Below are 24,221 nucleotides of genomic sequence, written 5' to 3' on the forward strand. Positions count from 1 at the left end.
AACTATCCTCCTCCCTGAGCTACCTGCACCAAAAAGGGCTCTAAACTATTGGGCGTAAACCCATCAGCCCCCTGAATCACAGGAATATTTGCTGCCGCCATCTGTTTTTGAGGGTCAGCCACATACACCGCCTTAGCCAATAACGGTCGCAGACGTTTATAAAGGGTTTTCTGCAGCGCTAGCAAACGCCGTTTTAACCAAAGTCCGCTAGCATCGTGGCCATAATAAATTAAAACCGCATCACACTGTCGTAATAAGTTTTCCGAAGCTGCCAAACTACTTGTTTCGTAGTCAGGTAACTGCACTTCAAAGCGCTCACTTAAAAACTCATACAGTGGCTCAATCGTGGGTGAAACCAAATCTTGCTCATTGCAATCCAGCAATACCTTGAGCGAACCATTGGCCTCAGCAGGCTCAGCAGTCGGTCGTTCCAGACGATCCTGAATAAACGTTTTCAGATCCTCTAAGCCAGTATTGAGAAAATCTGGATCATTTTGTAATACTTGCAATGCTTCATCAACCGGCTGCTCTGTCGATGGCATCCAAAGGATACGGCTAAAGTCAGAACGAGTCTGTACCGTCTGAGCTGCCAGCTGTACCTGCTCCTGACTTCTAGCAAATGCCATCTGTTGAAATATATCAGCATAGGAGCTGCCAACCGTGGGTGGATTGCTGACTAAATGCACTGATAGCCGACTCGTCTGCAAAGACTGCTGCACCGCTTTATTAAACTCGCTGGGATCATTGGGAAGCGGTTCACTGGGAAATATTTGATAGCCCTTTAACTCTAAATCACGCCGAATTTGATCCCGCTCATCTTCTAAGCCTATGGGTACCTCAGCCAGGTAAATCTGCTGCTTGTCCGGTTGCGGTGGGCTTGTCGGCATACTTGATAGTAAGCCAAGCGGTTGAGCTGTTTCAGGAGCTTCTGAAGTTTGAGCAGTGGCCGCCTCAAGAGCATCTAGAGTTTTACAAATGTCGTAGGCCAGATCCTCTAATTTAGCCAGGTACTTATTTCTCGATTCCACTCCAAAAATTGGACTAAATTCCCGTGGACGCCCAGTATCATCCACTTCGTAAAAGGCATATCCAAGCAGCGGTTTAAGAATTTCAGGATGCTTTTCAAGGGGCACTGCCGTTTTAATCACCTTGAAAATACGTGATTTATTATCAATCCGAACGCCCAATAGCTGATTGGCAGTAGTATAAAAGTGTTTCAGCTCGCGCGAACACCATTCAGACTTTAAGTAACGTGGCGACAGGACCGATACTAATAGAGCCACCTTAGGCAGCCGTTCTATAATCTCGTCACCAAAGTAATCATTACCTTGGAGATTTTGGCGATCCCGCCAGATCCTTGGCTGCTCTCCTCTCAACTGCGTTAGCCGGATCTCTAGGCCCTTATGGAAATGATCGATCCAGCCCTGTTGATCTGTCTCCGCGACCCAATTATCAACGTGGGTAAAGCTAATAAAAATATCATGCTCAAAAACCATCGCCGACCAAGAGGGATGAACGATAACGCACTTTAAGACCTAAATTTACCCTATCTAAGCAAATATACCTGAATCAATCTGAATGAAAAGTACCCTTGGGGGGTATTTTTAATGGATTCATAACGATTTGAGAGCTGTAAAAGAAAGCAAAACCATTTAGGAAAGGCAACTTCTTGAAATAATTCTTGTTATTTACCAATTTACCGATTTGCCCACCTCCTATCATCAGGCGAACGTACCCTAAAACTTTGCGATCGCATCCCAACTTATCTAGAAACTTGTGGTGCGATCGCCTCATCCCAATAAGGTAAACAAACAACCCACAAACCAGAAATCGAGTTAGAATTAGTTAATCTGTACCACTCTATCGCTATGCCACCAAAGCAAAGCCCAATTGATTCATTAGCAGAAGCTACCAATGCCAAGTTAGGGCGTCTAGAAGAAGCTGTCATCAGCTTGGCAGAATCAATGAAAGCTCAAGCTGAAGTGATAAAAACTCAAGACACACAAACCAGAGCAACCATTGAGCAACAAGGACAAACAACACAAACCTCTATCGATCGACTATCCGGTGAAATGCGTACATTCCTTGAAGCCCTCAACAGACTCGAACGAGGGATAGGTCGCATGGTCAACACCTGGGAAAGCCAGAACCGTTTTCTCCAAGAAGTCGTACAGCGCCAAAATCAGAGTACAGAAAGGTTACAGGCTTTAGCTGACCAACAAATGCAAATGCTAAACAAAGCCCTGGATGCAATGGTCTTTAGCAAAAATTAAATAGAAACATTTCTAGTCAAGCAACAACCCCGTAGGGTGGGTAACTCCCCCGGAATAACCGTTGCAGTTTGCCAATACCTTGACTTACCCACCGTTTATCAGAGGTTGATGGGATCTGAGGTTTGAGATCGCACCGAACCCATTAGGATTCACTAAACTGCTTCAATAACCAACGATTCACCGCCCCATCATCATCCGTCTGACTACGGTTCAGCGCCTCTTTAATCACAGCAATAGCCAAACCCGGCAACACACTAGACACCTGAATTTGCCGACTCCCCCCATTGGCAACCTCAAACGCAAAAACAGTCCCATCCTCAACATTCACCACCCAATACTCTGCTACCCCTAAACGCTCATATAGCAAACGCTTCTGACCTAAATCATCACTTAACGTCGTTGCAGAAATCTCAATAGCCAACGTCGGTGGACCAAAACTATCAATATCTATGGGCTGATTATTTTGGGTGGGGCGTTGCAACTCAGGACCAATGTAATAAGCCAAGTCCGGCTGACATTCCTGTTCACCTTGTTTTCGAAAACTACCGTTAGTAAAAGAAACAAACTTAATATCCTTAAGCGTCCCATACAAACTCACAACAGCCGCCAGTAGCGAATTACTTTGGCTATGAGCTGAACCAATAGGCATCGTTTCAATTCTCATCCAGCCGATATCGTAGTAAAAGCGAGCCTTTTCTGTGTTTGGGTGGTCGATCAAACCCAAAAAATCAGCCCAGGTACCTTTAACCCAGGTATCAAGGACTAATGTGGACGGTGTGGGTGCAGTACTAACCATGTCATTTCCTACTTCCAGACCTAGTGTACTGAATTTGTCAGCACCATGAATACAACCATAGGCAGAATCGCGATCATTGCACTCCGTTAACCAAGCTGGCATAGAACGCACCTACCGATTAAGGTATCTCCATCAGCACTATGCCTCGGAGATGTCTTGTGAATGCCGAAGCCATTCCACAGGAAACATTAGAAAAAATTGTTGATTTCCTATGTGAAGGCAACAAAGCAGACGCCATCCTGCTCTACCACCAGGCAGGCAACGTCGATCTAGAGCACGCCTGGATTGCTATTCAGGACATCCTCACTGACCTGGGAGAAGAGAGTGCGGCTTTATCCAACCGGGCAATGGATGATTCTGCTTACCTGGAAGCCCAGTATTATGCCAATTGGTGCCTCCCTGAAAGCCCTAATACTGAAAGTATCCATCAGACAAGCCTGGGTAAATGCACCTTCAAACAGTTACCCCAACAGTATCAAGAGCTTTTCAACCTTGGCCCTAACCACATAAAGAAAATACGGTTCTTCCCTCAACAAGATATTGTCTGCCTCATATTGTTGGCCCTGCCGGTGCTTTTCTTATGGTCGATGGCACCCTTTTTAGGGTTTTTCGGTGACTTTCCCTTGATGTGGGCCTGGAATACCTGGCCTCGGGTTGTCTTCATTCTCTGCACCTTGATAGTGTGCATTCCACCCCCTGTAATGGGTGTCTACACTGTGAAGATGATCCAGGTGATGATCGAGTTCATTCGTAAGAAAAGAGCAGGAGCCCACATCTATGGACTGATCATTGATGAACATAATGTTGTAGGCCGACACTTTGCAGCATTTGAACAAAAAAAGAACTGTTTATTCTTGCCTCGCCATAGAATTAAAAACTTTGCCTATAAGGGGGGCAGTCGAGTTAGCACATCCAAATTTTTCATACAGTTTGTCGACCATCAAGACCAACGCCAATGGTTAACATTAGAATACGGCAGTAGCTGCTTTGGCCTGAAACCATACAAGCTCCATGCTCTATTTCAAGGCTTGAACAAAGATAGTCAGGAAAAGTAAAGTGACTTACTTACGCTCTGCATGAATGTAGTCCACAAACAGAAATTTAGGCTCCAGAACAAAACGTAGTCCCGCCGCTCCGCCCAGACCCACTAGCCCTAAGCCCATCAGCAATAAACCAGGCCATAATCGCAGGGAATCTGGCAATACAGCGACAACGGTCAAACTGACGACAAAGAAAATCAACAACCCCCACTGCAGGCGACGAATTGTTTTCAAGGCACTGCGACAGCTTTGGCAATGTTGCGTATGCTGATGATACCGATCGAGCATTTGCCGATGATTTTGGGCTGCTGCAGGCGCAAGAGCTGGCATAGGCACCTCCCCAAACGGCTGATTCTGGAGGTAGAGGTCGCACCATTTACGGAATTCAATCACAAAGCGATCGGCACTGGTGGGCAGCTTATAGGCGGTTTTCCAATCCTGGATTTGCAGCTGTCGTTGTAACCGTTGCTGCTGCTGCTGCAGCAACACCATATCCCCATCCAGCACCGCGTTGCGCATGGTCACGTGGGACCACCAGCGCGGCACAACCTGATGTAGCCTCAGGGCAAAGTTGCGGGGAAACTGAGCCACTATCCGGCATTTACCCGGCACCGTCGGAATGCAATAGGTCACCAGCCCCACCTGTTTCCCCGAATCCCCAAAGGTCAGCTCATACTCGACTCGACAGGGGGGCTCAAAGGTGAGATGGCTCTTAAAACGTCCTTTCGATTGGGCCTCTATCCGCTCGACTGTAGAGTGAAGGATCTTAATCGGCAATGGCGCAGCATTGGCTCGATTGCCCTGGACACCATGGTGGGCAAAGGACACATGGCTGGGGTCAACTACATTTTCCACCAGGGTTTGCCAGTCGTACTCTAGATCACGTACATAGGAATCCCACACAAATCCCTTACTGGCGTCAACTTGAGCAGACAGGGGCAGTGGGGTTTCGTGGGCGATATCAGCACTGGCGGCATCAGGCCAGATCCACAGCAGATCATTCTTGGTTTGGCTGGGTAGGACCGTAGCGCACAGTTGCGATCGCTGGTCTGGTTGAAAGTCAGCCTCTGCCTGAGGTAATGCCTGACACAGCCCTTTACTATCAAACTGCCAACCATGATAACTGCACATCAGATGACCACTTTGCTCATCCACCCGTCCTTCGCTCAGGGGGGCTAGCCGATGGGGACACTGATCTAGAAAAGCCCGATAGGTATCAGAATTACGCGGTTTCCAGATCACGATCGGGACGCCCAGTACCGTCACCGCCGTTGGATAATCAGGGCGGAGGTCAGCGACCGGCGTGACAGGATACCAATGATGAAAAAAGTTGAATGGGTCAGCCACTGTTGTACCTCTAAAACATCCCTGTAAACTCCTAACGCAGGAGGATCAACCTAATCTATCCATCAGAATACGGTGCATTGTCTGAGTCGTAAAATTGTAGAGAGTCCCTTACACTTCCAAGGTCTTCCGTCCTGCTTTGTATCGGTGGCTATTGAAAATAGATCCTAAACCCTCACCCCATTGCACCCTAACCATGTCTCCCAACCAAGAAGCCGTCACCATCGCCATTGCCGTCCTCCTCTCCACCACCCCAGAAACCCGCCTGGGCCAACTGCTAAAAGTTTGCCTGGCGGCCAAAGTAGACGGCGATGTCAACGCCAAAGCCAAAGAACTCTTCAAAGACACCGATAACCTCGCCCACTGGGTCCAAGAGGTCATCGGTGATGACGGACAATACACCCCCGACGAATGGCAAGCCCTGGGTGAAATGGACCTGCTCGATAATGTTGAAAAATTCGTCGCCGGATTACTGACCGAAGTTGAAGCCCTATAGTCTGCTGTAGTCTTTAAAGGTACTGGTTTAACCTGGTATGAGTTACTGTAAATGCGTCACTGGCCTTACGCAGTATCTAGCAGTATCTAAAGGGTGTTTGTATGTCTCTATTTTCATTCTCAGGTAAACGTCCCGACAATCTAGGCGTTAACCAAGGTAAACTACTCGCCTGCCCCAGCACGCCCAACTGTGTCTGTAGTCAGGCTGACGCCAGCGACCAGGAGCACTTTATCGAACCCATTGCCAGTAATAAAGCGCCAGGAGATGCGATCGCGGCCCTCAAAGCCATCATCGAAGGCATGGAACGCTCCACCATCAACGAAGCCACCGACACCTACCTCTACGCCGAATTTTCCAGTAAGCTCATGGGCTTTGTGGATGACGTTGAATTCTATGCCGGGCAGTCTGGAGTGATCCAGGTGCGAGCCGCCGCCCGCTTAGGCAAGTCAGACCTGGGTGTGAATCGTAAACGAGTAGAGACGATTCGAGAGCAGTTCCAAGCCAACAGCTGACCATGCAACCAGAGCCAACCCCAGCGCCAGAAACAGTGGACCCGACTGTGGACCCGGCAACAGATAAGCAAAAGGTTCACCTCAGTCGCCTGGCACAGACAACGCTAGATTATCTGATGTCCCTCAGCTTTCGTCAGGGGAATCTACAGCAATATCTCAATGACATTGCCCGTGGCGTTTCAGAACTCACCGCCATGGACTGGTCCGTTGTCACCCTTAACCGGGGGGACTATAACAAAATCCTGGCCAGTAACATTGACCTGGGAGAGGGCTCTGACGAAGCCTATCCCATCCATGGCTCAGTTGCTAAAACCGTTGTCCAAACCCAACGCCCCTTGACGGTAACCGATAGCCAATGTGAAACCCAATATGGTGAAACACCGGAGGGCTATCGGGCCTACCTTGGTGTCCCCCTACAGTCACCGGCTGGCAAACTGTTGGGGACCATCTGCTGTTTCAACAAGCAGCCCCGCAATTTTGATCCAGAAGAAGTCAAATGCGTGGAGCTATTTGCTGAGCGGGCCACCACCGCCATTGATAACTTTCAGATGTACCAACAACAGCTGAAGTTCAATGAAAGGCTCGAAGCCGAGGTGGCCAAACGCACCGCCGAACTAAAAGAGGCCCAGACCCAGCTGATCGAAAAAGAACGGCTGGCGGCCATTGGCGAATTTACCTCCATGATTGTCCATGAAATTCGGAATCCATTGACCACGGTGAGGATGGGGCTGCATGCCCTCAAGGCTCTGGACCTATCTGAACGCGATCGCAACCGCCTCAGCCTCGCCCTCGAAGAAGAATCTCGCCTCAAGCAGTTGTTAGATGGCATCTTGCAATATGCCAAACCTCAGGTTCTAGAGACTACCCAATGCGATCTCAATCAGCTGATCAAGGAGACCGTTGAGACACTTTCAGAACAGCCTGATATTGCCGAACGCAGTTTGAACGTAAAGCTGGCTGCGTCAGCGGTATATGTGGCTTGCGATCGCGACAAACTAAAACAAGTCTTGATCAACCTTATCAGCAACGCCTGCGAAGCCATCGACAAAGGAGAACAAGTCACCATCTCTCTCTCCCAAACAGAGCAGGCATATCTCACCGTTCACAATGGCGGTACCCCGATTCCCCCCGATACCCTGGCCCGCCTCACCCAACCTTTCTTCTCAACCAAGTCTTCCGGTAATGGCCTCGGCCTCGCCATCGTCAAACGCATTATCGATGCCCATCAAGGTAGTCTCACATTTACCTCTACCCCAGAAACAGGCACTACAGCCACAGTTTACTTACCTGCAGACTGATAGCAACAAATTCTCAAAAAAAGACAAGTGAGTATCAATGCGGGACTTAATCTGAGGTTTTTTAGTCTCACTTTGATACTCACTGGTTGTGTAATAATTTCTGTCTAATACCAAATCCGAATTCATTAAGCCCGATTAAAAATAGACAATCTTGTAGGGGCACTTCCTTGTGGATGCCCTGCGATGCTGGACGCTATCAGCCAGGATTTCTGTCTAAGTTACCTAGAGTTTTTGTTATTGCACGTTTACAGAACCGTCTGCATGGACCTCAATCAGGCTTTGAGCCGATAACTGATTAAAATGGCTCACTTTCGAACAAGAGATGAGATACGAAAGTGCCATGATTACAGTGCTTTCATCACCTAGATTTACTGGGTTGCCATGCTCTCCTGCGCCGATCTGAAAACCATCGTTTTTGGTCAGGGTCATGGCGACATTGATTAAGTATAGGGAATTTGTCTTTTCATCTTGGGCTGATTCGATCACAATTTTCATCTCTGCTGAGTTCTCTGGGCAGATAGCAACCGTTTTTTCATGCTTTTGGGTGTTGGCGATGTCTAACTGTTGCCGGACATCTTCTGCAATCAGATTTGTTAGCTCTGAATCAAGTAACGTTTCACCTGTTGGGGTTGGTACAGATGGTTGATTACACCCCACAATAGTCGCTATGGCTAGCATTGCCGTTATCTTAAACGGAGTGTTAAGAGCTACCCAGAAGTTTCGCTTCGGCATTGATTTAGATTTGCAGTGATCTACCTAAAATTACAAGGTGCCTGCGACATGGTCAGCTAAGTTTAACTGCCCTCATAGCTCAATGTGGATGACTAACGCATGAACCAACGTACATCAAGGTGAGTCTACACGAGATTTTCACCTGAAGCTTATACCTGGAAAAGGTTTCAGGCCCTATGACACCTTTTCGTCAGAATCCATACCATGACCCCCTATAAGACTGTTTTGCTGAATAACCTCAAAATCTTATTCTTACATCAAGATTTAATATTCTCAATTTTAGACCCATAAAAAGACAAGATAGTCTCATTTTGAGGATAATATTCATGAGGTTTGCAGGCCAGGGTTCTCCTCACACTGTAGATAGGGGTATCAATTTAAGCCGAGAAATCCTGACTGGGTGGGGAGTCAGGCCTGTGTATAGAGTTCGAGAAATTTTGGCCTTTAAGCCCAAAAGCCTCTCTCTGAAAGGCTTTTGGGCTTGAGTATTTATGCTCAGCTTTGATGAGATTTATACAGAAGAAAAGCTTGAAAGTATTGAAAACTCGTTAGGCATAGAGTGTCAAGAGTCCTTAGAGACCAAAATTTCTCCATGTCTAGACAAAGGCCTATACGAGGCAATTAAGGTCCGCTTCGCTGAAGTCGGCATCATGATTCCTTTCCCACAGCGCGACTTGTATATGTATGGGATATCAAGAGATATATAGAAAAATGAGTTATTCTAGACAGCTATAGAGCAGGCTCACAAAGCTGAGAAGCTAGGTTCATGGAGTCGCTTTAATTTGCGACAAAAGACGCTCAGGTTGCTCCACTGTATCTTAAATTCACTGGAGGTTGAAAATGATAACCGAGTATTATGGCACCAACAACGACGACGTCCTCTCGGGCGGGCTAGGAAATGACTGGATTTTTGGGTTGGGCGGTAACGATGACCTATGGGGAAGTGCTGGAGATGATTATCTAAACGGAGGAGATGGGGATGATATATTACATGGGGGAAATGGGGATAACTATCTCTATGGTGGAGCTGGAAACGATCTACTTATTCTTTTTGGCCAGGGCTCAAACATCGCTGTAGGTGGTGATGGTAACGATGAGATAATTATGAGCGGCGGAGTAGGAACTCAAAAAATCTACGGGGGTAATGGCAACGACTATATTTTGTTAGACAACAATGTTGAAGCCAACAATTATATTTCCGGCGGCAACGGCGATGACTATATCTTTAGACTGGGAGATTCTAACGACACAATTTCGGGTGGAGCTGGAAACGACACGATTTTTATCCTTGATGAGGGTGTACTCCGTGGGGACCTCGGAAACGATACCTTTGTTGTCAGTTCTATCTCTTCGGTCACAATCATCGAGCATGAGAATGAGGGAATTGATGAGGTCGAGGCTGAGCGGACCTTTGCCCTGGGTAATCATCTTGAAAATCTTACCCTACTATCAGAAAGGAGGGAGATTTGGCATTTTGCTAGCTCACCCCTAGGGGAGCTTGACTTTAATGGCTATGGCAATGACCTCGATAATGTCATCACTGGTAATATCGGTGCAAATGTCCTGGTGGGTTATGCAGGCAATGACATCCTAGATGGTAATGATGGCAATGATCGTCTGATTGGTGGAGCAGACGCTGATCACCTGATGGGAGGCAGCGGCGATGATATTCTCATTGGTACTGATGACTTTAACGTTGTCGGTGCAGTGGATAAAGGAATTGGCGCTATCGATACGCTGACTGGGGCCGCAGGGAGTGACCAGTTTGTGCTCGGTCAAAGTGGCCATGTTTTTTATGATGATGGCAACTCTAATGGTTTTGGCAGCAGTGACTACGCCCTGATTACGGATTTTGAGAAAACGTCAGATACCATTCAGCTATGGGGAAAAGCGAGTAATTATGCCCTCGGTTCTGCCTCGATTTTTGGTATTTCTGGTACTGCCGTCTATCTAAAAACACAGAGTATCTTCTCAGACGAATTGATTGCCATTGTGCAAGGTAGCTCAAATTTAGATCTCAATGCTAGCTACTTCGAATATAAGATATGACCAACGGTTTCCCCTTTGGCAAAATGAATCTGATAGTGGCTTTATTTTTTAAGAAAAGTTTGATTTAGTCTCAATTAACGCTAGCTAATGAATATGTAGCGGAAAAGGTATAGAACGACTCAAGTGTTGATCCGCTCTATGTATAGGGTTTACGCGATAAGGGAGTTGAATGAGTAACTGTGCAGAAACTCCCGATAAGGATTAAGCGATGTCTTACCCGATGCGATCTTGGCGCAAATGATAACTTCAGCTAATGCCATTTTTTCGCCCATTTGGTTGCCCAGCAGGCAACTAATCAATGGTAGAACAAGGCCTACAGCTCTAGAATTTTGACTAGATAACTCTCTCAACGCATTAATCAACTAAAAATAGTCCAGAGATAATTCAGAGTAACTGATCTCGCCACTTGTAGGCTATAAGGCCTGTGTATAGAGTTCGAGAAATTTTGGCCTTTAAGCCCAAAAGCCTCTCTCTGAAAGGCTTTTGGGCTTGAGTATTTATGCTCAGCTTTGATGAGATTTATACAGAAGAAAAGCTTGAAAGCATTGAAAACTCGTTAGGCATAGAGTGTCAAGAGTCCTTAGAGACCAAAATTTCTCCATGTCTAGACAAAGGCCTCTGTGAGCCAATCGGCCAAAGCATTCAGGTCTCCAGTAAAGCTTTTGAAACGACGGATAGGGTCCTCATACTGTTTGGGCACACAGACCCAATGTTCTTCGGCGTCTGTTGTTGGCACGACGGATATCGTTCTTATATCGGCAGATAAATGGCAAAGTCTGTCCCTTGACCCAAGGCAGAGTTTACAGTCAAGCTACCACCATGTTTTTCCTCAATCACCTGGCGGGAAATGGCTAACCCTAGCCCTGTCCCTTTACCCACGGGTTTTGTGGTGAACGTGCGCTCAAAGATTTTGTTACAGGTCTCGACATCTATTCCTTTGCCATTATCACTGATATTGATGGTCACACTATTGTCGATGACGCAGGTACAAATTGTAATTTTCTGAGGATGGGTCTCAAGATAATTGTAGGATTGATCCTCAGCCATTTCGTCAAACATATCGATGGCATTGGCGAGGATATTCATAAATACTTGGTTTAGCTGCCCTGGAAAACAGTTAATCTCTGGTAGGTCACCATAGTGTTTTATGATCTCGATCTCAGGTCGGAAGTCTTTGGCTTTAAGCCGATATTTCAAAATCAATAGGTTACTGTCTAGACCTTCGTGAATGTTGGTCTTAAATTTGGTATCGGTATCGGTACGGGAAAAGATCCGCAGGCTAGTGCTGATTGCACGGATGCGATCGCATCCCGTTTCCATAGATGTCAGTATTTTCGGGATGTCATCTAATACAAAATCAATATCCGCCTCTGCCAGTATGGACTGAATAGTCTCTCCCGGTTCAGGAAATGCATCACGATAGGCTTGTAAACAATGGGTAATATCATTGACTGACAGTTGGAGTTCACTGATGTTGCCACCAATAAAACCAAGGGGATTATTGATCTCGTGAGCTACCCCCGCAACCAGATTACCCAGCGCTGACATTTTCTCATGATGCACTAACTGCAACTGTGATTCTTCCAGCTGTTGAGCATAGGTCTGGGCTTGTTGATACAGTCGAGCATTTTCTAGGGAAATGGCTGCTTGGGCACAGAGGAAATTGAGGACTAAAAGACGATCTTTGGTAAACACCCTGCTTGTGAGCTGATTTTTGAGATATAAAATACCGATAAGCTGACCTTGATTGAGCAAGGGTAAACACAACAGGCTTCTGGGTTCATGATGTCTGAGATAGTCATCAATGACAGGTAGATCGGTATTTAAGTCATCGATAACAACAGTTTCTTGGGTGTTTTTGACATATTGAATCAGCTTGATCGGCAAATTAGGATTGCTGGTCAATGTTCCTGTGTGGAGATGGGTTTCTTCCGATGTGGCAATCGCCTGTACCTGCCATTCTTCACTTTTATCCGGGAGTATTAAGGCACAGCAATCGCCACCTGAATTTTGCAGAATGATCTGGGTCAGTTGACGCAGCAGCTCATTCAGCTGAATAGTGCCAGAAAGGGTCTGAGACGCTTTAAGAATACTGGCAAAATCAAGGGTCTGATGATTGAGGCTGGTACTACTGGAACTGTGGTGTGTGCTGGTATGAGCAGAGGTTGTCGGCGCAGCAAAGAGCATGAGGTTGGTCAACACATCCCCCGATGTTGCTGATAGTTGTAAGATGGGGCGCAGTAGCTCAGGATAAAGGGTTTCTAGATCGGCGACTTTGGCCTTAGCTCCCCAGCGGGAATAGCAATAGTAAGCTTCTTGCATGTAACCTGCGGCAACTTTTTCCTTCCCCCAATCGAGATAGAATTTAGCAGCCAGTTCATTAGCTAGGGCTTCTTCTTGAAGATATTGATTCTCTTTTGCTCCCTGAATAGATGCGTCGTAACAGGAAATTGCATCGGTATGATTGTTTTGTAAGCGATGCAATTCTGCCAAAAGCAAATCATGTTTATGCTTAAAATTCTCGGTCGAGAATCGAGCTAGTTCAGCTAGAATTTCTTTAGCATTAGGAATGCTACTTTCTATGGAATTATGAGTATTTAGAGCAGTTAAACCTTGATAGAATGTCAACTGCCATGACTGGTAACCGCCGATTGAGGATTGATATTTAGCAGCTTCTTGAAACGTCTCATCTGCAATTTGCCACTGGTTTAAATAAACGAACAAAATTCCCTTAGCTAAATAATAGATATAGAGATGCATTCTTGCCTGAGCCTGTTCTAGTTGAGGTAATACCACAGATTCATCAAAATCTTTCGACTTAAATTGAGTCTTATCAGCTGACTGACCGGAAAGATTTCGTGATAACTGATGCCAAAACTGAGCATAGCTCCACGAAACCTTTAACCCCTTAGATCTTAGCCAGTCAATATATGGTTTTTGAATCTCTATGGTATCTACAAGATGGGTGCCACTCATCCAAACCAATGCACAATAGTTGTTTGCACAGTATCCTGCAAATTCTAAGTCGCCAATGTCTAACCCATTTTTATAGGCCGTTACCAGGGGCTGTAGACTATGACGCAATGGCGATCGAATGGACTCTACGAACGTGAAGTGAATCATGTCTACCTTGGTACGCATGATCTTGGCATCAAAGTGATTCAACAATTTTTGAGATAGTTGCCCAGCTTCGTAGGCTGCTGCATAGTCACCCATCGTACTTAGCAACATGCCATAATTGACAAATCCAAAAGCCGATAGCTCTGAGTAGCCAAACGTTTGGGAGAGGTAAACCAGTGTGAGGATAATTTGGAAGTACAGCTCCGGATTGGAAAAGATAGCAGAGCTGCACATCTCTAGCAAAATTACCATCTTCGGGATAAACTCCCTTTCCATGGGTTGGATAGTATCAAACTGGCTCGTTAACAGCGTGGCTTTAATCTGTTCATTTTCACTGGGGTGAACTAATTGTATGCCCTGGGATGCTAAGACAGTAACGCCCAAATCAAGCGCCTCTAAAAATCGGCGTTGAGCTACCCACACTCTAATATTTAAGGCTGTCATTTGGAGGCGTTGTTGCGCATTTACTGGGAAACTAGATAAGGTTTCTAGTAATGTTGTCGCGGCATCCCATTGACTATGGAGATATTCTGCTTCAATCGATACCAGGTATAGCTGGATTTTTAGTTGCTCATTGTCAAAGCTATATTTCTCGTAAAGCCCCCTTGCTTTTTCTAGGAAAAAGCAAGCAGAATCATAGGCCAATGCTGAGATTGACTGTTGTCCAGTTTTTAGATTCAGCTTCACAAGCGTAGTTTTTTCTTCAACTTCTTCAATGATTTCTGCACCATAGTTGTAGTTCTCAACAATAAGAAAAAGTGTATTTTGATCATTGTTGGACGCTGTTTCTTGGAACAGTCTTCGACCGATTTCTAGCCTGCGCAAAACTTCTGCTTGCTTGCTGTTAAGTAACTGATAGGCAGCTTGCTGCACACGGTCATGGAGAAAACTATAAGCAGCATGGATATTTTCAGGCTGTTGCTCTAACGTAGTTCCTTGAAAAAACTTGTAAATATTGTTTTTTGGGACAATTAATCCCATCTTTAATCCTGGCCATAGGGTATCAACGATTGTTGTATAAGATTGCTGGGTCACAGCAGCTAATGTGGGCAGATTAAAGGCGTCTCCTAAGCAAGCTGCAATGTTTAAGAGATCTTGGGTGGTATCTGGCAGTTGTTTTAATCGTCCCACCATAAATTTCACCACATCATCAGTCAAGGCTAACTGCTGAACTTTTGTTAAATCGCAAATCCAGTAGCCTACAGTCCGGTCAAAACAAATGCAATTCTGTTCGTGTAATCCGACTAAAAATTGGGTGGCAAAAAATGGATTGCCATGGGTTTTTTGGTACACCAACTCAGATAGGGGAGTGGCTATTGTTGGTTCACATAAAAGAGTATCCGCTACTAGCTGATTAACATCAGGTTTGATTAATGGTTTTAGGTACAGAGTATGAAGTGGGGTATTGCAGTTTTGCAACTCATTCAATGTCAGCATTAATGGATGAGCTGAAAATACCTCGTTGTCCCGATAGGCTCCCAGCATTAGCAGGTAGCCTACCTCCGATTCATCCATCAGCAACTTCAGCAAGTTTAAAGATGCAGAGTCTGCCCACTGTAGGTCATCTAAAAAGATCACCAATGGGTGCTCTGGGCTGGTAAATACTTGAATAAATTTACTAAACAGCAAATTAAAACGGTTTTGGGCGGCTGTTCCTGACAGAGTTGGCACCGTAGGTTGGGGACCAATAATCCGCTCCAGTTCTGGAATCACATCTAGGATGACTTGACCATTTAAACCGACCGCATCTAAAATCTTCTCTTTCCATGTACTCAGGAAAGCATCGGATTCACCTAATAGCTGCCCCACCAAACTACGGAAGGCTTGCACAAAGGCACTGAAGGGAATGTTGCGATTGAACTGGTCAAACTTTCCTTTAATGAAGTAGCCCCGCTGCCGTACGATGGGTTTGTGAACTTCGTTAATCACAGCGGTTTTGCCAATGCCTGAGAAGCCTGCAACCAGCATCAGTTCCGAGTTCCCTTGGGCAACCCGGTCAAAAGCTTCCAGCAGTGCCTGTACTTCTGCTTCTCGTCCATAGAGCTTTTCGGGAATCAAAAAGCGATCGCTCAAATCCCGTTGCCCTAAAGCAAAGTCGGTAATCTCCCCCTGTTCTTGCCACTGCATCCGACATTCTTCGAGATCGTGCTTGAGGCCAAGGGCACTCTGGTAGCGGTCTTCTGTATTTTTGGCCATCAGCTTAGCCACAATCGCCGCCACCATAGTCGGTACCTCCAAATTGACCTGATTGACAGCAGTGGCTAACTGGGCCATGTGGCAATGAATCAATTCCAGCGGGTCGTTGCTGGTAAAGGGCAGTTGACCAGTGAGCAGTTGATACAGTGTCACGCCCAGGGCGTAGAAGTCGGTCCGATAGTCAATCGCCCGATTCATGCGCCCGGTTTGCTCGGGAGCCATATAGGCCAAGGTACCTTCCAGGCTCTTGGGGCTTTGGATGGCCTGGGTTTCTTTGGGCAGCAGTGAGGCAATGCTGAAGTCAATCAGCTTGATCTGTTTGGAGTCGGGATGAATCAGAACATTGGCAGGTTTGATATCTTTATGGATAACCCGATGTTGGTGGAGTTCGTGGAAGATATCAGCTAGCTTAATAGCGATGTCGAGCGTCTCTGTCAGACTCAGGGGGTGTTGCTGGACATATTGCTTTAGGTCAATGCCTCCAAAGTCCTCCATGACTAGCCCGTAGCCATGGCCACAAGGTTCCAGGCTGAGGGAGCGGATAATACCTGACATGGGTAGATTCTTCGCAATCGTATACTGATTGCGAAACTGCACTAGTTCACTAAAGCTGGGATAATCCTGCCGCAGTGCCTTAATCACTACCGGACATTGCTGTTCGTCCTGAATCGCCCGATAGACAACCGTTTTAATTCCCTCATATACTTTTTCTATCAGGGTATAGCCGGAAAGCTTAGTTAATGAACTCGGGGCAATGCTAATTAGAGGTGTCATAGGCATGCAAGGCAAAATTCCCTAATCTAAAATTAGGTCATCTTTACAATTCCCGTTCCGTTTTATACATATACTCCATAGAAACTTTGTCGAATTTATCCTTTATTTTTAAGGACACCAACGGAGGTTTAGAGGTTTAGAGATGGAGTTTTAAGAAAAGTAAAGGACAACTGCTGTACCCAAAAGAGAGTGCTCCTAACAAATCTTCTAAAAAAAATCAGATAGCGCTGGATTTCCCAGTCCGGTACATGACATTGGTATTTGGAGAGCGAAAAAAAGTGTGGGAAAGCCCGGAGACTCGTTGATTACTGGCTATTCATTTTAAGCTTATGGCACTTCGTTGCAGCTACGCTGTGTGATTCGTTTAGCTGGAAAGTCGATTCATTGCTGAATTGGCGTACAGCTAGCGAGGTTCAACAGAACCTAGACAACTTAGAGGTCGGATCAGTACCCTATCGGACTTTACATCTGAGAGGAAGCCTGACTGGTCGAGCACAGACCCAGCACCATTACCCCTACGGTAGCGACTGAGCATCAATCCGTAAAGCGGGGTGAAATGGACCAACAATTTGAGATTCTACGAATCAGTGGTTCTAGGTGAGCTGACAAGGCTAGGAGACGAACCTATGCCTGAACCGTCGTCATGTCAACTGAGGGGAAATTGAATCTGATACCCCTCGTCCAAAACGGATAAGGTGCCGCTCAATGAAACTAGCGTATTTCATTGGAGTGCGCACAGAGCACCCGGCGGAGAGTAGGAGCCTAAATCAGCGTAAATACCTGACTTCTAGGAACGAAGTAACTCTTCAAGAACGCTCTTCAGTCTCTCCGTTGAAAGGCTGAAGCAACCGACTCACGGCGTATGCGTTCAGAGGAGAAGGATTGTGTAAGAAGCCAAGGCCCTCGGGAAAGCCGATGGATATGCTGACGTACACACTGCTGCCAAGGTGACGATACAACGTCGGAGTAAATTATGACGGAGTTTGTTCAACAAATATCTGATGACTGGAGAGCAGTGAACTGGCCCCAGGTCGAGCGCACTGTCTTCCGCCTCCAACAGCGTATCTATCGCGCCTCACAACGGGGTGATACCCGCATGGTTAAATCACTCCAACGCTTACTCAGTACATCCTGGTCAGCGCGAATGCTCGCCGTTCGCCGCGTCACACAGGAAAACAAGGGAAAAAAGACCGCTGGTGTGGATGGGATAGCTTCTCTGAAAGCACCAGAGCGCACCACACTAGCCAAGAATCTGACTCTGGATAAGACGGCAGACCCGGTACGCCGGGTGCTGATTCCAAAACCCGGAAAGTCAGAGTATCGGAAGCTAGGGATTCCCACTATGCGCGACAGAGCAAAACAGGCACTTGCCAAACTTGCTTTAGAACCACAATGGGAAGCGCTTTTCGCCCCTAACTCCTACGGGTTTAGACCAGGCCGTTCACCCCAAGATGCGCTCGAACAGGTTCATCGATGTATCTGCCAAAAGCCCAAGTGGGTTTTAGATGCCGACATCGCGGCTTGTTTCGACCAAATCTCTCACGGCCCGTTAGTTGCCCGACTCGCCCAAAGTCATCCATCCATTGCCAGACAGTGCAAAGCATGGCTGAAAGCAGGAGTGTTGGACAATGGCCAAATCCAACTTACAAAACGAGGTACGCCTCAAGGCGGGGTGATCTCACCCTTGTTGGCAAATATCGCTTTGCATGGCTTGGAATCCTTGGTCAAAACGACAATTAAAGGCGCTCATCTGGTGCGATTTGCGGATGATTTCGTGGTCTTTCATCATGACCGTGAAGCCATCCTCAGAGCCCAGACCTTAATTCGTCAGTGGCTATCGAGTAAGGGGCTAGAACTAAGGGCTGATAAGACTCGCATTGTCCATACTCTCAATGGGGGTGTTGAGTATCCTACTGGTTTTGATTTCCTTGGATGTCATGTGCGGCAATACCGCGCGAGGCGACGAAGGATCAACAAAAGCCAGCGGCCCTATAAAACCCTGATACAACCCAGTAAATCATCTCTCAAACGGTTGGTGACCGAACTAGGAGAGATTATAAAACGACATCACGGCTGCTCTCAAGAGACGCTGATTGCGGCACTCAACCCTGTCATTGTGGGATGGGCCAATTATCACCGCTCGAATGCAGCTAGTCGGGTCTTTGCCTACCTCGATTCAGTCCTGTATTGGCAACTGAGACGATGGGCAAGGCGTAGACACCCTAACCAAGGCCGGAAATGGGTGAAAGCCCGATACTGGCATACGGTGGGGCGACGTCACTGGGTGTTTGGAGTGAAGCAAGCGGGAAAGATCATTCATAAGTTGGTCAAATTCTCGGATATGTCTATTAGAAGACATAACAAAGTCAGAGGACATAAAAGCTGGTATGACGGAGATTGGCCGTACTGGGCGGCGCGACGGGGGAAGCATCCGATGGTCAACACCAGGGAGGCAACCTTACTCAAGCGTCAGCGCGGTCGGTGTCCTATTTGTAGAGGCTTCTTTGACCTACACGATTCCATAGAGAGAGACCACGTTAGGCCTATGGCCAGTGGTGGATTGGACGTGTATGACAATCTGCAAATCGTGCATCCAACCTGTCATCACCGCAAAACAGGATGGGATAAACAGGGCTGGTGCCCGGTTCGTCCTTGGCGTGGGGAAACGGTAGGAGAGAAGCCGTGTGAAGGGAAACCTTCACGCACGGTTTTGAAGGCGGGCGGGTCATCGTGAGGTGATTCGCCTAGCTAACTACAGCACCCCTATAAGACTGTTTTGCTGAATAACCTCAAAATCCTATTCTTATTTCAAGATTAATTATTCTCAATTCTAGACCCAAAAAAGACAAAATGGTCTCATTTTGAGAATAACATTCATGAGGTTTGCAGGCCAGGGTGCTCATCACACTGTCGACAAGGGTGAAAAGATCGTTAGTCCTCCTGGAATGCATTCAAACTCAATTGGATTTGCCTCACATAGCTCTCCGTCCACCACCAGCTTCTGGGGCGGATCCGTTGTCACCTTCAGCCGCTTCAACCGCAGACAAATCACATCCTCTCGTTCAGCCTGTACTTTAACCAGGGCAGAGGTAAACAGCGTCGCTAACATATCCACCCCCTGTAGCCGAGTTTGAGGAATGGGAATGGTCACATCCAACAAACCATCATCGGGAATCACTTCGCCAAATCCTTGGGCCGTTACCGATGTGGCCGGAGCTGCATTGGCCACTGTGACAGCTACCGTATCAAATTCAATTATCTGACCATCGATTTCAATGGCCGCTTTAAACAGCTCCTGGGCAAAAAGTTGTTGTGCTCCAGACAGGATATAGGCCAAGGTGCCCAGCTGATTTTTGAGCTCTCGATTGGCATTGTCGACCATCTCTGCTTCAAAGCCAACCCCCGCCAGTAAGATCATCGGAATGTCATTGCAATAGGCGGCATCTACCACACGGGTATTGCCTGCTGCAATCGCTTCACAAGCCTGCTTTAAGTCGGTTGGAATACCCATGGCCACCGAAAAGGCATTGGCGGTGCCTCGGGGAATGACGCCCAGGGGGATGCCGGTTTGGATGGTGGCACCTGCGATCGCAGACACGGTCCCATCCCCACCGGAGGCGATGATAAACCCAGTGTCGTTATCAGTTTGGCTGGATTGAATGGTTGCGATCGCGTCCTTCGCCTGGTCTATGGGGTCCACATCCGGCTGGGTAAAGATCGTATGCAGATTCACCTGCGGTGCCAGGATCTGTCGAATCATCGCTAAATCCCGATCGGGATTACCCTGGCCAGCCACCGGATTAAAAATCAGATAGGCATCCCGCCGCTTAGCAACAGCTTGGATCGCCAGTTCAGCAGTTGCCATGTTGGTGGCCAGCACCACATTGTGTAGCGTACATACCCGCAACAGAGCACGGATATCCGGTTCATTGGGATTTACACAGACCGGATCCAGCAAAAAAATCACCCCTGCCACCCCACCGGAAACTACCCGAGCCGCAATCTGGAGTTCGCCCCCCAGAGAGCCAGCCGCCATGCGTTCCACCGTCAGCCCCGTTACGGTCTGGATCAGCTGTCCTGTCTTATCCGTAGCAATCAGATCATATCGAGAGAGAATATGCCGATAATGGGTTACCAACGTCACCAGGTCATCTTTCTTGGTGTCGTGGGCAATCAGAGCCAGACAATCGGGCATAGCGGTATCTCCCCTCCAATGGGTTTCCTATAACATCTCCAAAGGATAACTATCCGCAGGTGCCGCTGACCACTCCCACATGGAACCGGCGTAGTTTTTAACGTCATACCCCAGGGTGACTAACACCGCCGCCAGCCATCCCGAACGAATACCTCCCGTGCAATAGACAACAACTTGAGTGTCAGGCGTAATCTTAGCCTCGTCAAGCTTTGCCTGGATTATATCCAAGGGTAGTAGCTGGCCGTCTTGACCTAAAAACTCTTTGAAGTAAAGATTAATGGCCCCCGGTATATGCCCCCCACGTTGTTCTCCATAGGGAGTTTTTCCAGCAAATTCACGCGCCTCACGGGTATCGATCACTACCAGCTTGTCCTGGCCCAGCTCTGCTTGCAGCTGATCTCGTTGAATCTCCCAAGTAGAGTTTCGCTCTACTACAAAATCTCCTCGTTTAGGGGGATGACTTTGGCCAGATTGTACAGGGACACCGGCATCCACCAGGGCCTCAACGCCGCCATCCACCATGACTACCTGTGAATGTCCCAGGGTGCGCAGCATCCAGACAATCCGACCATCCTCTCCCCAGCCCTTGGGTGGATTAGCGAAGACCACCACGGGCATTTGCCGTGAAATACCCATCTCCTGGATTTGTTGGGTTAGCAAGTCTTCTTGCTCCAAGAGTTTACCTCGATCAGCAACAGCCTGGGGAGAAAACTGCCGCCAATCGGCATAGACAGAATTCTGTAACCGCGTCAGGGCCAGCTTTCGCGTATCCAGCAGCGTTGCTCCTTGCTCAATCAGCCGCTTTGCTTCGGCGGCACTAACAATCCATCGCTGGTCCAAAGACTTGACTAACTCTGAAAACTCCGTCGGTACTTCAGAAGTAGAAGATGAGGAACTATCGTGCTCAAGTGGTAAATCATGCTTTCGCCACAGTGAAATATCTCCCTCCAAATGGAGTAAGGAGTCTACACCAGCTTCCCGTAGGGTTCTTGTCGCAATATTGGCCCGAATGCTCCGCTCGCAATACACCACAATGGGAACATCCTGGGGAATCTCATGCAACCGTTCTCCAATCTCTCGAAAGTGGATATTGATTGCCCCTGGAATATGACCCGCCTCATATTCCTCTGGGGTACGCACATCCAAAATTAATGGCGCGGTTCCAGCTTCGATCCGGGTAATCAGTTCTTGTTGAGATATCTGAGCACTGGTCTCAGCCATTGCCCCACAGGCAACTAGCTGCAAACAGAGACAAGCGGCCCAAAAAAGTCTACCCCCTTGCCGAGAAACAATCCTCATAGTCATGCCATAAAATTTTTTACGCCTGCCCTTACCCCATAATCACAGTACATTTTACTCCTAATGGATGGGGCCTGTATTAGCTTGAGACCAATAGACTCAATGTGAGTCTACTTAAAATACTTGTAGTCTTATTTTGGGGAGTCAATTTAGATTATAGCTCCCACCATTTTTCGCTGCTCATTCACACGGCAGTTTTAATTCAAGATTGACCTGTCTTACATTGGGTCTCAAACTGAGGCTAGCTGTCTTGGTTTAGTGAAGCTCGATGGGTAATTTGATCGTAAATTTAGCCCCCTGGCCCAAATCCGAATCGCAGTCTAAATAACCTCTATGGGTTTTGGTAATGATTTGGTGGCTGATTGAAAGACCCATGCCAGTCCCACTGCCGACTGATTTGGTTGTATAAAACGGGTCAAAAAGTCGACTGCGTAACGATTCGGGTATGCCAGGGCCATTGTCACTGATCTCAATGGAGACCCATTTACTATCCACAACGCGGGTTGCGATCGCAACCCTGGCGATGCCCTCAGGGGGAACACGCCGGAGTACATCAATCGCATTGCTTAGGATGTGCATAAACACCTGATTTAGCTGTCCCGCATAGCATTCAATACAAGGCAATTGGCCATAGTCACGGACAACCTCTATTTCTGGTTGGTCCAGTGCTGAGGCTATACGACTATTCAAAATCGTCAGCGTGCTATCGATACCATCATGGATATCTACCTGTTTGATAGTCGCTTCATCTAAACACGAAAAGGTCCGTAAAGACTTAACGATGCCAATAATCCGCACCGTTCCTTCTTGCATCGCTTGCACCAGGTTTGAAAAATCTTTTCGTAAAAAAGGAAGATCAATATATTCAATTGCATCCTGGATTTCTACTATTGGATCAGGATAGTAATGCTGATACAAATCGAGCAGCATTACAACATCTTCGATATAGGTAATGGCATACTTGAGATTACAGTGGATAAAACTAATCGGATTGTTGATTTCATGGGCAATGCCAGCCACCAATTGCCCCAAACCCGACATCTTTTCACTTTGTACTAGTTGCAATTGGGTCTGCTGCAATTCCACCAATGCCTGCTGGAGGTCTTCAGCCTGTTTGCGCAAAGATAGCTCAGACCTCTGCAATGCCTGGGTTCTCTCCACAACGCGCTGCTCTAAGGTTTGACGGGCTTCCTCCAATTCCCTGGTATATTGCCCAGCCCAACTAACCAGCTGATTCAACGATTCGGCCAACACAGACACTTCATCTTGGGTTTGAATCGAGACCCGCAGCTGAAAATTATTATCTTGAGTGACTCGACGAGATATGAGCGTGAGCTGTTCAATGGGTTCAGCAATCGCCCGGCTGGTGATCATCGCCAGGCTAATGGCTAACCCGATAGAGAAAACCATACTGCCTAAAATAATCACCAGCCTTAATTTTTCGGCTCTATGTCGATACACGATGGAGTAGTTATATTGCCGATCGACCGTTTGCTGCAATCGGGTCAAGTCTTCAGACAGTTGCTCAAACGTGGTGGAAATCTGATGGGCTTCATCGCTGCTTAAGGCAACGGCAATGGTTTGCAAGGCAATTTGTTGATTGTTAACTTTGCCTAATTCAAGCCATAGGTATTGGATAAAGCGTTCATACTCCTGCAAATTTAATTCATACCCGTCGATCAAGGAGAGTCGTTGAGTGTCGGCACTAGAAGCATCTTGAGGTAGTTGTTCAATGTCGCCTAATTGCTGTCGTAGCTGCCGTAGCTCTGTATTAAATTGATTGGTTTCATACTGGACCCAAATGCGGCTTTCACCTGCGATCGCCAATAGTCGCTGGGGATGCAGCTGAATGCTCAACACATGGTTATTAAACTCACTGAGCAACTGCTTTTTTCTCAGAGTATTCTTCGCCTGTTTTCGAGCAGGAAAGGCGGCATAGTACCCACCCAACAACCCAGCACTAGTACCAAATATCGCTGTTCCCAACGCCAATGCATAGCCACAGCTAATTTTTTTGGAAATACTGCGATTAATACCCAGCCGCCTACTCAGGCCAGCAATCCAACGAGATAATGGTATAACCATGGCTCTGCCCCC

Annotated in this window: 16 protein-coding genes; 7 read left to right on the top strand and 9 right to left on the bottom strand. The window is 47.1% G+C overall.

All coding sequences use genetic code 11. The features are described from left to right. Window positions 1-2 precede the first annotated feature (2 nt). Entirely contained in the window at window positions 3-1,496 is a 1,494-nt protein-coding gene (locus tag IXB50_RS12970) for a TIR domain-containing protein (RefSeq protein WP_215609400.1), read from the bottom strand. A gap of 372 nt (window positions 1,497-1,868) precedes the next feature. On the opposite strand from IXB50_RS12970, the gene IXB50_RS12975 reads away from it, so the two are divergent. Beyond that, window positions 1,869-2,273, top strand: a complete 405-nt coding sequence (locus IXB50_RS12975; RefSeq protein ID WP_215609401.1) for a hypothetical protein — start codon at window positions 1,869-1,871, stop codon at window positions 2,271-2,273. Window positions 2,274-2,415: 142 nt separating this feature from the next. On the opposite strand, the gene IXB50_RS12980 is transcribed toward IXB50_RS12975, so the two are convergent. Beyond that, complete coding sequence (locus IXB50_RS12980; protein ID WP_246564469.1) at window positions 2,416-3,171, bottom strand: Uma2 family endonuclease; 756 nt, start codon at window positions 3,169-3,171, stop codon at window positions 2,416-2,418. A gap of 38 nt (window positions 3,172-3,209) precedes the next feature. Here IXB50_RS12980 and IXB50_RS12985 point away from each other — a divergent pair, with 38 nt between their 5' ends. Continuing rightward, window positions 3,210-4,124, top strand: coding sequence for a hypothetical protein (locus IXB50_RS12985; RefSeq protein WP_215609402.1), 915 nt, complete (start codon window positions 3,210-3,212; stop codon window positions 4,122-4,124). Window positions 4,125-4,130: 6 nt separating this feature from the next. Here IXB50_RS12985 and IXB50_RS12990 read toward each other — a convergent pair whose 3' ends face one another. Next, a complete protein-coding gene (locus IXB50_RS12990; RefSeq protein ID WP_215609403.1) occupies window positions 4,131-5,456 on the bottom strand; it encodes an aromatic ring-hydroxylating dioxygenase subunit alpha in 1,326 nt (441 codons plus the stop codon). 193 nt (window positions 5,457-5,649) lie between these two features. Between IXB50_RS12990 and IXB50_RS12995 the strand changes: the two genes are divergently transcribed. The 3 genes from IXB50_RS12995 (at window position 5,650) to IXB50_RS13005 (ending at window position 7,759) form a co-directional block, all read left to right on the top strand. After that, window positions 5,650-5,949: a hypothetical protein gene (locus IXB50_RS12995; RefSeq protein WP_215609404.1), complete on the top strand. Its 300-nt coding sequence runs from the start codon at window positions 5,650-5,652 to the stop codon at window positions 5,947-5,949. A gap of 101 nt (window positions 5,950-6,050) precedes the next feature. Next, complete coding sequence (locus IXB50_RS13000; RefSeq protein WP_215609405.1) at window positions 6,051-6,461, top strand: DUF1499 domain-containing protein; 411 nt, start codon at window positions 6,051-6,053, stop codon at window positions 6,459-6,461. A 2-nt stretch (window positions 6,462-6,463) separates the two neighbouring features. Further along, entirely contained in the window at window positions 6,464-7,759 is a 1,296-nt protein-coding gene (locus IXB50_RS13005) for a GAF domain-containing sensor histidine kinase (protein WP_215609406.1), read from the top strand. Between the two features lie 234 nt (window positions 7,760-7,993). On the opposite strand, the gene IXB50_RS13010 is transcribed toward IXB50_RS13005, so the two are convergent. Beyond that, entirely contained in the window at window positions 7,994-8,491 is a 498-nt protein-coding gene (locus IXB50_RS13010; RefSeq protein WP_215609407.1) for a hypothetical protein, read from the bottom strand. Window positions 8,492-9,331: 840 nt separating this feature from the next. On the opposite strand from IXB50_RS13010, the gene IXB50_RS13015 reads away from it, so the two are divergent. Further along, window positions 9,332-10,540 carry a calcium-binding protein gene (locus tag IXB50_RS13015; protein WP_215609408.1) on the top strand — a complete coding sequence of 403 codons (1,209 nt, stop codon included), beginning with the start codon at window positions 9,332-9,334 and terminating at the stop codon, window positions 10,538-10,540. A 604-nt stretch (window positions 10,541-11,144) separates the two neighbouring features. Here the strand turns inward: IXB50_RS13015 and IXB50_RS22490 are convergent. After that, window positions 11,145-11,276: a hypothetical protein gene (locus tag IXB50_RS22490; RefSeq protein ID WP_281413277.1), complete on the bottom strand. Its 132-nt coding sequence runs from the start codon at window positions 11,274-11,276 to the stop codon at window positions 11,145-11,147. A gap of 14 nt (window positions 11,277-11,290) precedes the next feature. Next, on the bottom strand, window positions 11,291-16,630 hold the full coding sequence (locus IXB50_RS13020; RefSeq protein ID WP_215609409.1) for a trifunctional serine/threonine-protein kinase/ATP-binding protein/sensor histidine kinase: 5,340 nt from the start codon (window positions 16,628-16,630) through the stop codon (window positions 11,291-11,293). Between the two features lie 973 nt (window positions 16,631-17,603). Here IXB50_RS13020 and ltrA point away from each other — a divergent pair. After that, on the top strand, window positions 17,604-19,364 hold the full coding sequence (gene ltrA, locus IXB50_RS13025; protein ID WP_215609410.1) for a group II intron reverse transcriptase/maturase: 1,761 nt from the start codon (window positions 17,604-17,606) through the stop codon (window positions 19,362-19,364). A 168-nt stretch (window positions 19,365-19,532) separates the two neighbouring features. Here the strand turns inward: ltrA and mgsA are convergent, their stop codons facing one another. The 3 genes from mgsA to IXB50_RS13040 all read right to left on the bottom strand — a co-directional run bounded on the left by mgsA (window position 19,533) and on the right by IXB50_RS13040 (window position 24,209). Continuing rightward, complete coding sequence (mgsA, locus tag IXB50_RS13030) at window positions 19,533-20,825, bottom strand: methylglyoxal synthase (protein WP_215609411.1); 1,293 nt, start codon at window positions 20,823-20,825, stop codon at window positions 19,533-19,535. Window positions 20,826-20,852: 27 nt separating this feature from the next. Next, window positions 20,853-22,124, bottom strand: a complete 1,272-nt coding sequence (locus tag IXB50_RS13035) for a rhodanese-like domain-containing protein (protein ID WP_215609412.1) — start codon at window positions 22,122-22,124, stop codon at window positions 20,853-20,855. A gap of 255 nt (window positions 22,125-22,379) precedes the next feature. Beyond that, complete coding sequence (locus tag IXB50_RS13040; protein WP_215609413.1) at window positions 22,380-24,209, bottom strand: sensor histidine kinase; 1,830 nt, start codon at window positions 24,207-24,209, stop codon at window positions 22,380-22,382. Between the last annotated feature and the right edge of the window lie 12 nt (window positions 24,210-24,221).

Source organism: Leptothoe spongobia TAU-MAC 1115, assembly GCF_018739885.1.
GTDB classification, from domain to species: Bacteria; Cyanobacteriota; Cyanobacteriia; order Phormidesmidales; family Phormidesmidaceae; genus Leptothoe; species Leptothoe spongobia.